Annotated in this window: 11 protein-coding genes; all 11 read right to left on the bottom strand. The window is 68.3% G+C overall.

The annotated features are described in order from the left end of the window. Positions 1-3: 3 nt before the first annotated feature. A complete protein-coding gene (murD, locus tag VF522_RS22465; protein WP_330910558.1) occupies positions 4-1,587 on the bottom strand; it encodes a UDP-N-acetylmuramoyl-L-alanine--D-glutamate ligase in 1,584 nt (527 codons plus the stop codon). Next, positions 1,587-2,765, bottom strand: coding sequence for a phospho-N-acetylmuramoyl-pentapeptide-transferase (mraY, locus tag VF522_RS22460; protein WP_330910557.1), 1,179 nt, complete (start codon positions 2,763-2,765; stop codon positions 1,587-1,589). Before mraY ends, murD begins: the two co-directional genes overlap by 1 nt. Further along, on the bottom strand, positions 2,755-4,131 hold the full coding sequence (locus VF522_RS22455) for a UDP-N-acetylmuramoyl-tripeptide--D-alanyl-D-alanine ligase (RefSeq protein WP_330910583.1): 1,377 nt from the start codon (positions 4,129-4,131) through the stop codon (positions 2,755-2,757). Before VF522_RS22455 ends, mraY begins: the two co-directional genes overlap by 11 nt. An 8-nt stretch (positions 4,132-4,139) precedes the next feature. Beyond that, positions 4,140-5,612, bottom strand: a complete 1,473-nt coding sequence (locus VF522_RS22450; protein WP_330910556.1) for a UDP-N-acetylmuramoyl-L-alanyl-D-glutamate--2,6-diaminopimelate ligase — start codon at positions 5,610-5,612, stop codon at positions 4,140-4,142. Further along, the gene (locus VF522_RS22445; protein WP_330910555.1) at positions 5,612-7,351 is read right to left on the bottom strand and encodes a penicillin-binding protein 2; all 1,740 of its coding nucleotides are present in this window, start codon (positions 7,349-7,351) and stop codon (positions 5,612-5,614) included. Before VF522_RS22445 ends, VF522_RS22450 begins: the two co-directional genes overlap by 1 nt. Then, positions 7,348-7,641: a cell division protein FtsL gene (gene ftsL / locus VF522_RS22440; protein WP_330910554.1), complete on the bottom strand. Its 294-nt coding sequence runs from the start codon at positions 7,639-7,641 to the stop codon at positions 7,348-7,350. The genes VF522_RS22445 and ftsL overlap by 4 nt, the downstream gene beginning before the upstream one ends. After that, positions 7,638-8,549, bottom strand: a complete 912-nt coding sequence (gene rsmH / locus VF522_RS22435; RefSeq protein WP_330910553.1) for a 16S rRNA (cytosine(1402)-N(4))-methyltransferase RsmH — start codon at positions 8,547-8,549, stop codon at positions 7,638-7,640. Before rsmH ends, ftsL begins: the two co-directional genes overlap by 4 nt. 9 nt (positions 8,550-8,558) lie before the next feature. Further along, positions 8,559-8,987: a division/cell wall cluster transcriptional repressor MraZ gene (gene mraZ, locus VF522_RS22430; protein WP_330910552.1), complete on the bottom strand. Its 429-nt coding sequence runs from the start codon at positions 8,985-8,987 to the stop codon at positions 8,559-8,561. Positions 8,988-9,221: 234 nt separating this feature from the next. Beyond that, positions 9,222-10,535: an ATP-dependent protease ATPase subunit HslU gene (hslU, locus tag VF522_RS22425; RefSeq protein ID WP_330910551.1), complete on the bottom strand. Its 1,314-nt coding sequence runs from the start codon at positions 10,533-10,535 to the stop codon at positions 9,222-9,224. After that, positions 10,532-11,083 carry an ATP-dependent protease subunit HslV gene (gene hslV / locus VF522_RS22420; RefSeq protein ID WP_330910550.1) on the bottom strand — a complete coding sequence of 184 codons (552 nt, stop codon included), beginning with the start codon at positions 11,081-11,083 and terminating at the stop codon, positions 10,532-10,534. Before hslV ends, hslU begins: the two co-directional genes overlap by 4 nt. 47 nt (positions 11,084-11,130) lie before the next feature. Then, the gene (locus VF522_RS22415; protein ID WP_330910549.1) at positions 11,131-13,050 is read right to left on the bottom strand and encodes a hypothetical protein; all 1,920 of its coding nucleotides are present in this window, start codon (positions 13,048-13,050) and stop codon (positions 11,131-11,133) included. Between the last annotated feature and the right edge of the window lie 33 nt (positions 13,051-13,083).

The following is a 13,083-nucleotide window of genomic DNA, read 5'->3' as shown; positions in this document are numbered from 1 at the left end:
GACTCAAGCCTCACCTCCCTGCACCATGGCGCCGGCCTCGTCGGCGATGGCCTGCACCGCGGCGCGGAACACCTCGGCGCGGTGCGGATAGTTGCGGAACATGTCGAAGCTGGCGCAGGCGGGCGACATCAGCACCGCGTCGCCGGCGTGCGAACGCTGCGTGGCGGCGCGCACCGCTTCTTCCATCGTCGCGGCGTCCACCAGCTGCACGCCGGTGTCTTCGAGCACCGCGCGGATCTGCGGGCCGTCGCGGCCGATCAGGACGACGGCGCGCGCGAACCTGGCCACCGGCGCGGCGAGCGGAGAGAAGTCCTGGCCCTTGCCGTCGCCGCCCAGGATGACGACCAGCTTGCGCTCGGCGCCCAGTCCCTGCAGGGCCGCGACGGTCGCGCCGACGTTGGTGCCCTTGCTGTCGTCGAAGTACTCGACCTCGTTGACGATGCCCACCGGCTCCACGCGGTGCGGCTCGCCGCGGTACTCGCGCAGGCCGTACAGCATGGGCGCGAGCTGGCAGCCGGCGGCGTTCGCCAGCGCGAGCGCCGACAGCGCGTTGATCGCGTTGTGGCGGCCGCGGATGCGCAGCGCGTCGGCGGGCATCAGGCGCTGGATGTACAGCTCTTCTTCCGCGTCCTTGCGGCGCTTCTCGGTTTCATCGGCCTCGTGCGCGCGCGCCAGCCAGGCCATGTCGTTGACGATGTCCAGGCCAAAATCGCCGGGGCGCTTCGGCAGGTCGCCACCGAAGGTGACGTATTCGCGCTGCTCGTATTTGCCGCCCTTCAGGCGCACGGGTGCCGGAAGCATCTGCATCACGGCCGGGTCTTCCCGATTCAGCACCATGGTCGCGGACTTGCCGAAGATGCGCGCCTTCGCGCCCGCGTACGCCTCCATGCTGCCGTGCCAGTCCAGGTGGTCCTGGCTGATGTTCAGCACAGCGGCGGCCGTCGGCTCGAAATCCGCTATGCCTTCCAGCTGGAAGGACGAAAGCTCCAGCACCCACACCTGCGGCAGCGCGCCGGCGTCGCGCTTCTGCGCGAGCGTGTCCAGCAGGCTGGGGCCGATGTTGCCGGCGACGGCCACCGTGCGGCCGGCGCGCTCCACCAGCTGGCCGGTGAGCGAGGTGACGGTCGTCTTGCCGTTGGTGCCGGTCACGGCCAGCACGGCGGGGTGATAGCCGTCGGCCTGGCGCAGCGTTGCAAGCGCCTCGGTGAACAGGCTCAGCTCGCCGCGCACCGGGATGCCCTGCGCGCGCGCCGCATCGGCCACGGGCGCGACTTGCGCCGGCGTCAGGCCGGGGCTGCGCAGCACCTGCTCCTGCCCCTCGAGCAGCGCAGCGGAAAACTCGCCGCTGACGAATTTCGCCTGCGGCACCTGTTCGCGCAGCAGCGCGAGCTGCGGGGGCTCCTCGCGCGTGTCGGCGACGGTCACCTCCGAGCCGCGGCCGGCGCACCAGCGCGCCATGGCCACGCCCGAGATGCCGCAACCCAGCACCAGCACGCGCGCCGGCGGGGGAGGCAGTTGCACCTCCGGCGCCTGGGGCTGCGCCTCGGGCGGCTGCTCGGGTTGAAGGGGCTGGTCCAGTTCTTCCATCACCGCAGCTTCAGGGTGGACAGGCCGATGAGGCACAGCAGCATCGTGATGATCCAGAAGCGGATCACCACCTGCGTCTCCTTCCAGCCGGTCTTCTCGAAATGGTGGTGCAGGGGCGCCATCAGCAGGATGCGGCGGCCCTCGCCGTAGCGGCGCTTCGTGTACTTGAAGTAGATGACCTGCGCCATCACCGACAGCGCCTCGACCACGAAGATGCCGCCCATGATCGCGAGCACGATCTCCTGGCGAACGATCACGGCGATGGTGCCGAGCGCGCCGCCGAGCGCCAGCGCGCCGACGTCGCCCATGAACACTTCGGCCGGGTGCGCGTTGAACCACAGGAAGGCGAGCCCCGCGCCGGCGACCGCCGCGCAGAAGATCATCAGCTCGCCGGAACCCGGGATGTGCGGCAGCAGCAGGTACTTCGAAAAGTTCGCGTTGCCGGTCACGTAGGCGAACACGCCCAGCGCCGAGCCCACCATCACCACCGGCATGATCGCCAGGCCGTCGAGGCCGTCGGTGAGGTTCACCGCGTTGCTCGATCCGACGATGACCAGGTAGGTCATGATCACGAAGCCGAACACGCCCAGCGGGTAGCTGATCTCCTTGAAGAACGGGATGAGCAGGTTGGCTTTCGGCGGCAGGCTCATGTCGAAGCCGGAACGCACCCAGTCGACGAACAGGCCGAGGACGCGCACATTGGTCGTTTCCGACACGCTGAACGCGAGGTACAGCGCGGCGACCAGGCCGATCACCGACTGCCAGAAGTACTTCTCGCGCGAGCGCATGCCCTCGGGGTCCTTGTTGACCACCTTGCGCCAGTCGTCCACCCAGCCGATCGCGCCGAAGCCCAGCGTCACCAGCATCACGATCCAGACGAAGCGGTTGGTCCAGTCGAACCAGAGGACGGTGGAGATCGCGACGGCCAGCAGGATCAGCACGCCGCCCATGGTGGGCGTGCCGCTCTTCTTCAGGTGCGACTGCATGGCGTATTCGCGCACCGGCTGGCCGATCTTCAGTTCGGTCAGGCGGCGGATCACCCACGGGCCCAGGATGATGCCGATGAGCAGCGCCGTCATCGCGGCCATCACCGCGCGAAAGGTCAGGTACTGCACCACCCGCAGGAAACCGAACTCGGGTCCGAGGCCTTGCAGCCAGCCGGCCAGGCTAACGAGCATCGGGGCTCTCCTTCTTCTCTTGTTCTTGTGCGCGGGCGGCGATCGCTTCCACCACCCGTTCCATCTTCATGAAGCGCGAGCCCTTCACGAGCACGCTTTCCGTCTTGTCCAGGGCTTCGACCACCGCCGCGTTCAGCGCGTCGATGTCGGCGAAGTGCCGGCCCTTCATGCCCGCGGCCTGCTCGCCCAGCGTGAACAGCTGTTCGATGCGGCGCTCGCGCGCGTACTGGCCCACTTCCGCGTGGAAGGCGGGACCCTGGTTGCCCACCTCGCCCATGTCGCCCAGCACCAGCAGGCGCGGACCCGGCAGTTCGGCGAGCACGTCGACCGCCGCGCGCACGGAGTCCGGATTGGCGTTGTAGCTGTCGTCGATGACAGTCAGCGTGCGCTTGCCGAGCTGCACGGCGAGCGCGCGCGAACGGCCCTTGACCGGCTCGAAGCTCTCGAGCCCGCGCGCGACCGCGGCCAGCGGCGCGCCCGCGGCGATCGCGCAGGCGGCGGCGGCAAGGGCGTTGCGCACGTTGTGGCGGCCGGCGATATGGAGTCGGAACTGCATCGGACCGGCCGGCGTCTCCGCCCTCACCTGCCAATGCCCCTGTTGCCATGCAGACCCGGCCAGAACGATGTCGGCGTCCGCGTCGCCGAAAGTCATGCAGGGGCGCGCATCGGCGAGCCCCGTCCAAAGCATGGTGAATGCGTCGCCGGCGGGGAACACCGCCACGCCGGCCGCGGGCAACGCGCGGAACACGCTGCCGTTTTCCTCGGCGACGGCCTGCACCGTCGCCATGAATTCCTGGTGCTCGCGCTGCGCGTTGTTCACCACGGCGACGGTCGGCTGCGCGATGTCGGAGAGATAGCCGATCTCGCCGGGATGGTTCATGCCCAGCTCGATCACGCCGACCTGGTGCGACTTGCGCAGGCGCAGCAGCGTGAGCGGCAGGCCGATGTCGTTGTTCAGGTTGCCCTGCGTCGCGAGGTGCGCCTCCGGGTGCCAGGCCTTGAGGATGGACGCGATCATCTGCGTCACCGTCGTCTTGCCGTTGCTGCCGGTCACCGCGATCAGCGGCAACTGGTACTGCAGGCGCCAGGCGTTGGCGAGCTTGCCGAGGGCCAGCTTGCTGTCGTCCACTTCGATGCCGGGCATGCCGGCGGGCAGCCGGCCCGGCTGGGCGATCGCCGCGACCGCGCCCTTGCCGCGGGCGTCGGCCAGGAAATCGTTGGCATCGAAGCGCTCGCCCTTCAACGCCACGAACAGGTCGCCGGCCTGCAGGGTGCGCGTGTCGCTGTGCACGCGCTGCACCCGCACGCTGCCGTCGCCCACGAGCCGGCCGCCGATCCAGTCGGCGGCCTGCCTCAGGTCGAACATCGTCGAATTCACTTTCGGTTCCTCAGCGCCGCCAGCGCGTGCGCCTGGTCGGAGAACGGGTGCTTGACGCCCGCGATCTCCTGGTAGTCCTCGTGGCCCTTGCCTGCGACCAGGATCACGTCGCCGGGCGCGGCGGCGGCCACCGTCTCCGCGATGGCGCGGGCACGGTCGGCCTGTACTTCGACGCTGTCGCGGTGCGACAGCCCCAGCAGGATCTGGCTGATGATGGCTTCGGGCTTCTCGCTGCGCGGGTTGTCGCTGGTGACCACCACGCGGTCGGCGTTCTTCTCGGCGACGGCCGCCATCAGCGGCCGCTTGGTCGCATCGCGGTCGCCGCCGCAGCCGAACACGCACCACAGCTGGCCGCCGCGCTGCGCGGCGAGGTCGCGCAGCGCCTGCAGGCCCTTCTCCAGCGCATCGGGGGTGTGGGCGTAATCGACGGCCACCAGCGGCTTGCCGACTTCGTTCAGGCGCTCCATGCGTCCCGGCACCGGCAGCAGGTCGGCGCAGGCGGCCACCGCCGCGGCGAGCGGAACGCCGATCGCGCGCATCATGCCGACCACGCCCAGCAGGTTCGACACGTTGTACTGCCCGATCAGCTTCGTGCGCAGTTCGTGGCGCTCGCCGCCTTCGGCGACGAGGAAGCGCAGTCCCTCGCTCGTGTAGCCGATCTCCAGCGCACGCAGGCGCGCATCGCGGACGCAGGAGTAGGTCCACAGGTCGATCGCGCCGCCCTGCAGGCGGTCTTCCAGCAGTTCACCCTTCTCGTCGTCCACGTTCACCACGGCGGCCTGCAGGCCCGGCCAGCGGAAGAGTTCCTCCTTGGCGTCCCAGTAGGCCTCCATCGAGCCGTGGTAATCCAGGTGGTCCTGCGTGAAGTTGGTGAAACCCGCCACGCGGATGCGCGTGCCGTCGAGGCGCCGCTCGACGATGCCGATGGACGAAGCCTCGATCGCGCAGGCCTTCGCGCCTTCCTGCAGGAAGCGGCGGAAGTGGCGCTGCATCAGTACCGGGTCGGGCGTCGTCAGGCCCGTGTGCTCCACGTGCGGCGGACGGCCGATGCCCAGCGTGCCGACGATCCCGCAGGGCACCGGCGGCTTCAGGTGGGTGAGCGCCTGCGCGAGCCACCACGCGGTGGACGTCTTGCCGTTGGTGCCGGTCACGGCCAGCACGTCGAGCTGCTTCGTGGGCTCGCCGTAGAACAGCGCGCCGATCGGTCCGGTCGCCGCCTTGAGACCTTCGTAGGCCGCGACCGCATCGTTCGCGAAACCGTAGGCTTCGCTGCCGGCGTGTTCGACGATGCAGGCCTTCGCGCCCTGCTGCAGCGCCGCGGGCACGAACTTGCGGCCGTCGGTGGCGGCGCCGGGCCAGGCGATGAAGCCGTCGCCCGCGCCCACCTTGCGGCTGTCGCAATGCAGCTCGGCCACGCCGCGCTGGCGCAGCCAGTCGGCGGCTTGCCGGGGAGTGCGCAGCACCAGCATCAGAACGACTCCTCCACCGCTTTCACCACGATCTGCGGCTTGACGTTCATGTCGGGCTGCACGCCCAGCATCCGCAACGTCTGCTGCACGGTGGCACTGAACACGGGGGCGGCGACGTCGCCGCCGAAATACTTGCCGGCGCTGGGTTCGTCGATCATCACCGCGACGACGATGCGCGGGTTGTCGATCGGCGCCACGCCGACGAAGAAGCCGCGGTACTTGCGGTCCGCATAGCCCTTGCCTTCCTGCTTGTGCGCGGTGCCGGTCTTGCCGCCCACCGAGTAGCCCATGGTCTGCGCCCGCGGCGCGGTGCCGCCGTTGAGCGTAACCAGGTGCAGCATCTGACGGACCGCCTGCGCGGTCTGCGGCTGCAGCACGCGCACGCCCGCGGCGGGCGCGTCGGTCTTCAGCAGCGTCACGGGCACCAGCTCGCCGTCGCGCGCGAACACGCTGTAGGCGCGCGCGAGCTGGAACAGGCTCGCCGACAGGCCGTAGCCGTAGCTCATGGTGGCCTGCTCGATCGGCTTCCAGGTCTTGTAGGCGCGCAGCTTGCCGCTCACGGCGCCCGGGAACGGCAGCTGGGGACGCTGGCCGAGCCCGACCTGGGAGAACATCTCCCACATGTCGTGCGGCTCCATCTGCATCGCCATCTTGACCGTGCCGACGTTGCTGGACTTCTGGATCACTTCCGACACGGTCAGCGGACCGTGCGGATGCGCGTCGGTGATGGTGGAGCCGGTGATCGTGATGCGTCCGGGCGCCGTCTGGATCACCGTCGTCGGCTTCACGAAGCCTTTCTCCAGCGCCAGCGCCGCGATGAAGGGCTTCATCGTCGAACCCGGCTCGAAGGTGTCGGTGAGCGCCCGGTTGCGCAGCTGCGCGCCGGTGAGGTTCTGGCGGTTGGCCGGCTGGTAGCTCGGATAGTTGGCCAGCGCCAGCACTTCGCCGGTGCGCACGTCCAGCACCACGACGCTGCCCGCCTTGGCCTTGTTGTCCACCACGGCATCGCGCAGCTTCTGCCAGGCGAAGAACTGCACCTTGCTGTCGATGGACAGCTGCAGGTCCCTGCCCTCCGCGGGCGGCACCTGCTCGCCGACGTCTTCCACGATCCGGCCGAGGCGGTCCTTGATCACGCGGCGCGAACCGGTGCGTCCCGCGAGCTCCTTGTTGAACGCGAGCTCGATGCCTTCCTGGCCGTTGTCTTCCACGTTGGTGAAGCCCACGACGTGCGCCGCGGCCTCGCCTTCGGGATACTGGCGGCGGTATTCCTTGCGCTGGTACACGCCCTTGATGTCGAGCGAGGCGATCTGGCGCGCCGTCGCCTCGTCGACCTGGCGCTTGAGCCAGACGAAGTTCTTGTCCTCTTCCTCGAGCTTCTTCATCAGCTCGGACTGCGGCACCTGCAGCAGCTTCGCCAGCTGCTGCAGCTTCATGCGATCGCGCTCCACGTCCTCCGGGATCGCCCAGATGCTGGGCACCGGCACGCTGGTGGCGAGCAGCAGGCCGTTGCGGTCGAAGATGCGGCCGCGGTTGGCCGGCAGCTCCAGCGTGCGCGCGAAGCGCACCTCGCCCTGCTTGCGGTAGAAGTCGTTGCCGAACACCTGCACCCAGGCGGCGCGGCCTGCCAGCGTCACGAAGGCCAGGGCGATGCCGGCCACGATGAACTTGCTGCGCCACACCGGCGTGCGGCTCGCCAGCAGCGGGCTGGAGGTGTAGGCGACCGCCTTGCTGCTCCTCACTGCTGCCCCTCCCGCGACGCCGCCGCGCCCTTGAGCGTGACGTACTGCGTGATCGCCGGCGTGGCCGGGCGCATGTGCAGCTGCTCGCGGGCGAGCTTCTCCACCCGCGCGGGCGTGGCCTGCGCGCGCTTTTCCACCTGCAGCCGCTCGTGCTCGATTTCCAGCTTGCGAAATTCGTTCTGCGCGCGCTCGATCTCGGCGTAGAGATGGCGCGAGTCGTACTGCACCCGCACGAGGTACAGCGAACTGGCGAGCAGGGCGACGAGCAGGACGAGGTTCAGGCGGGTCACGCTTCCGTCCTCTCGGCCACGCGCATGATCGCGCTGCGCGCCCGCGGATTGGCCGCGACTTCCTCCGCCGTGGGCTTCACGCGTTCCACCGCCTTGAGCTTCATCGGCTTGGGGGCCGCGAACGGCGCGCGCCGGTCCACCTCATCGCGCGAATGCTTCGCGATGAACTGCTTGACGATCCGGTCTTCCAGCGAATGGAAGCTGATCACCACCAGGCGGCCGTGCGGCTGCAACACGTTCAGGCTCGCCTCTAGCGCCTGCTGCAGCTCTTCAAGCTCGGCGTTGACGAAAATCCGAAGAGCCTGAAATGTGCGCGTAGCAGGGTCCTGGCCCGGCTCGCGGGTTTTGACCGCACCAGCCACGAGCTGGGCCAGTTCGGAGGTGCTTGCAAGAGGGCCCCGCTCCTGTCGGCGAGCTGCAATCGCCTTTGCAACCTGAAAAGCAAACCGTTCTTCGCCATAGTCACGGATCACCTCCGTCATCTGCTCCACCGACGCGGTGGCAAGCCAGTCCGCGGCGCTGGTCCCGCGCGTGGGATCCATGCGCATGTCCAGCGGTCCGTCGGAACGAAAGGAGAAGCCCCTCTTCGGGTCGTCGATCTGCGGGGAGCTCACGCCCAGGTCCATCAGAACCCCGGTGATGCTCGCCCCCGCCAGTTCCCGCAGCGCCGCGAAGCCCTCGTGCCGGATTTCGAAACGCCGGTCTCCGATGGCATTCGCCACCGCGACCGCTTCCGGGTCCTTGTCGAAGGCGATCAGGCGCCCCTGCGGTTCCAGCCGCGACAGCAGCAGGCGCGAGTGCCCGCCGCGACCGAAGGTCGCGTCGACGTAAGTTCCATCCGGCTTGGTGACGAGGGCGTCGACTGCTTCGTTCAACAAGACGGTGGTGTGTTGCCATGTGCCGTCCACCGCCCGCTCTCAGAATGAAAAGTCCTGGAAGGCTTCGGGCATCTCGCCGCGCATCGCCTCGGCCTCCTTGGCCTCGTAAGTCGCCTTGTCCCAAAGTTCGAAGTGGTTGCCCATCCCCAGCAGCATCGTGTCCTTCTCGATGCCCGCCGAGGCGCGCAGCTCGGGCGACACCAGCACGCGGCCGGTTCCATCCAGCTCCACGTCCATGGCGTTGCCCAGGAAGATTCTCTTCCACCACTGCGCGGCCATGGGGAGCTGGGCGATGCGTTCCCGAAACTTTTCCCATTCGGGACGAGGAAAAATCATGAGGCACCCGTGGGGGTGCTTCGTAATGGTGAGCTGGTTGGCGGACGAGGCGGCCAGGACGTCACGATGCCGGGTCGGCATGGAAAGCCGCCCCTTTGCATCGAGACTCAGCGACGACGCGCCCTGGAACACCTTTGTCAGCCCTCACTACAGCTCAACGGCAAAAGGAGGAGTGGTTTCCCACGTTCCCCCACTTCTCTGCACTTATTTGCACTTTAGCAGGAAAACGCTGAGGCGCAATGCGGCATTGGTACTTTTTGGCAATGAAATCAAGCACTTAGAAACGACTTCGGAGGCACGAGGCCTCCGAATTCCGTTCCAAACCAAGTACTTAGGCGCGGCTCTGAATGTGTTGCCTGAGCCCTGTCAAAGGATGTAGCGCGAAAGGTCCTCGTCGCGGCTGAGCTCGGAGAGTCTCGCGTCCACGTAGCCGCCGTCGACCTTGACGGTCTGGCCTTCGAGGCGGGTCGCATCGAAGCTCACCTCGTCGAGCAGCCTTTCCATCACGGTGGACAGGCGGCGCGCGCCGATGTTCTCCGTGCGCTCGTTCACGTCGTAGGCGATCTGCGCCAGCCGCGTGATGCCGTCCGGCGTGAACTCCAGCGTCACTCCCTCGGTGGCCAGCAGCGCCTGGTACTGCTTGACCAGCGAGGCATGCGTGGTGGTGAGGATCGCCTCGAAGTCCTGCACGGAGAGCGACGACAGCTCCACGCGGATCGGGAAGCGCCCCTGCAGTTCCGGGATCAGGTCGCTGGGCTTCGAGAGGTGGAACGCCCCGCTCGCGATGAAGAGGATGTGGTCGGTCCGGATCGGCCCGTACTTGGTCGACACCGTGGTGCCTTCCACCAGCGGCAGCAGGTCGCGCTGCACGCCCTGGCGCGAGACGTCCGCGCCGGAGGTCTCGCTGCGCGAAGCGACCTTGTCGATCTCGTCGATGAACACGATGCCGTTCTGCTCCGCGCTCTGGATTGCCGCGGCCTTGATCTCGTCCTCGTTCACCATGCCGGCGGCTTCTTCCTCCACCAGCAGCTTCATCGCCTCGCGGATCTTCAGCTTGCGCGGCTTGCGGCGGGCGCTGCCGAACTGGCCGAACACGCTCTTGAGCTGCTCCGCCATGTCCTCCATGCCCGGCGGCCCCATGATCTCCAGCTGGGGCTTGGGCTCGGCGACGTCGATCTCGATGTCCTTGTCGTCGAGCTCGCCCTGGCGCAGCTTCTTGCGGAACACCTGGCGCGCGGTGTTCTCCGACGTGTCCTCGCCGCGCGCCACGGGGACCAGCACGCCGAGCACGCGCTCTTCCGCCGCATCCTCCGCCCGCGTGCGCACCTTGCGCATCTCGGCGACGCGCGTCTGCTTCACCGCCATTTCCGCGAGGTCGCGGACGATCGAGTCGACATCCTTGCCGACGTAGCCCACCTCGGTGAACTTGGTCGCCTCCACCTTGATGAAAGGCGCGTCGGCCAGCCTGGCGAGGCGCCGCGCGATCTCGGTCTTGCCCACCCCGGTGGGGCCGATCATCAGGATGTTCTTGGGCGTGATCTCGTGGCGCAGCTTGTCGTCGACCTGCTGGCGGCGCCAGCGATTGCGCAAGGCGATGGCCACGGCGCGCTTGGCGTCCTTCTGGCCGACGATGTGCCGATCGAGCTCCGACACGATCTCCTGGGGCGTCATCGTGCTCATTCCAGCACCTCGATCGTGTGGTTCATGTTGGTGTAGATGCAAAGCTGGCCCGCGATCTCGAGCGATTTCTTGACGACGTCCTTCGCGCCGAGCTCGGTGTTGTCCAGCAGCGCCTTGGCGGCGGCCTGCGCGTAGCCGCCGCCGGAGCCGATCGCGATGATGCCCTGCTCCGGCTCCAGCACGTCGCCGTTGCCGGTGATGATGAGCGAGGACTCGCGGTCGGCGACGGCCAGCATGGCCTCCAGCCGGCGCAGCACGCGGTCGGTGCGCCAGTCCTTCGTGAGTTCGATCGCCGCGCGCACCAGGTGGCCCTGGTGCTTCTCCAGCTTGCCCTCGAAGCGCTCGAAGAGCGTGAAGGCATCGGCGGTGGCCCCGGCGAAGCCGGCCAGCACCTTGTCGTGGTAGAGCTTGCGCACCTTGCGGGCGGTGCCCTTGACGACGATGTTGCCGAGGGTCACCTGGCCGTCGCCGCCGATGGCCACCTGCCAGCGGCCGTCGGCGCCCTGGCGCCGCACGCTGACGATGGTCGTACCGTGAAACTGTTCCATAAGCGTTGCACCTTGGGACGAAGCCCCGGATTGCAACGCCCAGGGACTTACTCGTTGCGGATGGTAATGCGCGCGTGCTCGCTGATGCCGATCACGTTGAAGAACGCGGCCACCAGCCGGTGCACGTCGGAGAACTGCACCTGCCGGCCTTCCGCTTCGCGCGCCGTCACCCAGTTCAGCACCGTGCCGGCCGCCGTGAAGTCGATGCGGATCAGCCGGGCGCAGGAGATGATCATGATGTCGGCGTCCGACAGCTTGGCGTCGAGGATCTCGATCGCTTCCTTGCCGTCGCCCAGGACCTGGCCCGAGAGTTCGACGGTGGCGATGCTGGAGAGCTGCGAGCTCATGCCGGGCATCTGCGAATCGCCGTAGGTCATCACGCTGGAGACCACGGAATCGCGGTAGGCATCGCCCACGATCGTGTTGCGGCTGGCCACGCTGCCGTCGGCCTGCAAGGCCTTGAAGTCGCAGCGTGCGCTGTCCCAGGACGGCGGCGACACTTCGTACGTCACGCAGTAGTCCAGCGCGACCAGCTCGAACTCGTCGGGCCGGTGCATCACGCGCAGCACTTCCATGCGCAGCTTCCACCAGGCCGCGTTGACCGAGCGGTCGCTGGAGGGCGTCGCGTCGCGCAGCACGCGCTCCAGCGACTCCGCGCCGATGAAGCGCAGCTGCAGGTTCTGGCCGGCCCACTGCGTGAACAGCCTGGTGAGCGGCTCGACCGCGGGCTCGCCGATGGTGGTGAGCTTGCTCCAGTTCAGCTTGTAGGGCTGCTTCGCCTTGGCCAGCGCCGCATTGAGCGCCGCGAGCGTCTGCGTTCCGAACACCGCGGGACAGTTCCAGTCCGCGGCCGACTGGCCCGCCGGCTGCTGCGCCGGTGTATTCATGCGCCCGACGATCTCGGGCATCGAGAACCACTGCGGCGCGGAGCGGCCGAAGCGGCCGGCGAAATCGATGGCGGCCTGCTCGAAGCGCTCGTGCCGGCCGGTGGCGCGGTACAGGTCGAACAGGGTGAGCCAGGTCTCGTCGTGGTTGACGCGCGTGCCCTGCGGACCGAGCACTTCCATCAGGCCGGCCTCGGCGCCGTCGTCGTCGCCGTTGGCGAAGCGGATCGAGGCCTCCTCCAGCTCGGGGTCGTGCGCGAACTCCTCGACCTGGATGGCGAACTGCTTGGACGGCGAGAACATGCTCGGCACGCTGGACGCGCCATCACGCGCCTGCTCCTTGGCCGCCGGTTGCGGCTCGGGCTTCGGGGCGGGCGCGCCGGCGGCCGGCGCCATGGGGCGCACCGCGGGCGGCGCCATCGTGCTGCCGCCGGCACCGTTCAACGGCGGCACCGGCCGCACCGGAGCCTGCGGCGCCACGGGCCGCTGCTGGCGCGGCAGCAGGCCCATGGCCTGCGTGGTCGCGTCCGCGTTTTCCGTCTCCGCCAGCGAAGGCGGCACCGGCGCGGTCGCGGCGTGCGGATCGGCCAGTGGCTGCGGCGAAGTGCGCGAATACGAAGCACCCGCCGGCGCGGGCGCCGGACGCACGCTCTCGGGCGGAAGCTGTTGCGAGGACATCGCGAAGCCGCTGTTGGCCGGAGGCTGCTGCGAGTTGGCGCCATGCTTGGTCTTCCACCACTGCATGGACATCTGCGCCTCGATCTCGTCGATCTTCTTCAGCGTGGTGGCGCGGTCGTCCGGCTTCGAGGGCATGGAGCTCTGGAAGAACGAAGGACGCAGGCCCGGATCCTGCCCGGCGAGCACCTCGCTGCGGCGCATCTTGCGCAGCATGTCGAACTCGCGCTTGCGCACGAAGTCGTTGCGCCGCTTGCGCTCGATCATCTCCTTGAGCATCTGCTTGGAGTACGAGCTTTCGCGGTCGCTCTCGGGCGTGGATTCGCTGAAACCGCTGCTGGGGTTACGGACGAACCGCACCACCCTGGAGAACAAGCCACCGGGCGCGGAATCGTCTTTCTGCGGCATGAGTCGGCTCGGGGTACTGCAGGTGCGACGGCG

This window comes from Ramlibacter sp. (assembly GCF_036383835.1).
GTDB lineage: Bacteria > Pseudomonadota > Gammaproteobacteria > Burkholderiales > Burkholderiaceae_C > Ramlibacter.
The sequence above is the reverse complement of the archived record's forward strand: the minus strand, read 5'-3'. Positions and strand labels throughout refer to the sequence as shown.